Source organism: Christiangramia aquimixticola (assembly GCF_048285835.1).
In the GTDB taxonomy this organism is placed as follows: Bacteria; Bacteroidota; Bacteroidia; order Flavobacteriales; family Flavobacteriaceae; genus Christiangramia; species Christiangramia aquimixticola.
Genome location: NZ_JBLVTL010000226.1, coordinates 1 through 297 on the forward strand (window position 1 = coordinate 1; position 297 = coordinate 297).

General features: G+C 43.4%; 1 protein-coding gene. It reads left to right on the top strand.

The annotated features are described in order from the left end of the window. Window positions 1-297: hypothetical protein (locus tag ACNKXV_RS14245; protein ID WP_417908371.1), on the top strand; the 297-nt coding region annotated here is incomplete at both ends.

The window sequence follows — 297 nt, forward strand, 5'->3', positions numbered from 1 at the left end:
GAGGAATTTGAGTGGGTATTTACGGACTCCATAGATCCTATGGAAATGCCTGAAAAAAATCCTATTCTGGTGGGAGATCCTCTTTTTCCTTACCAGTTTGCCCATCCTGAAGGCAATGGTACCGTCGATATTTATTCTTACAAAATTGAAGCACAAGACGGATTGGATAAGCCTTACCTTAATCCTGACTCAGAAGTGATTTGGTATCGGGCGGATGGAATGAAGGAGCGTTTGCTCTTTATGGGACCTTCTGGGATGTTTGAAGAAGGCCTTTGGTTGAGTCCGAGTGAGTTTTTG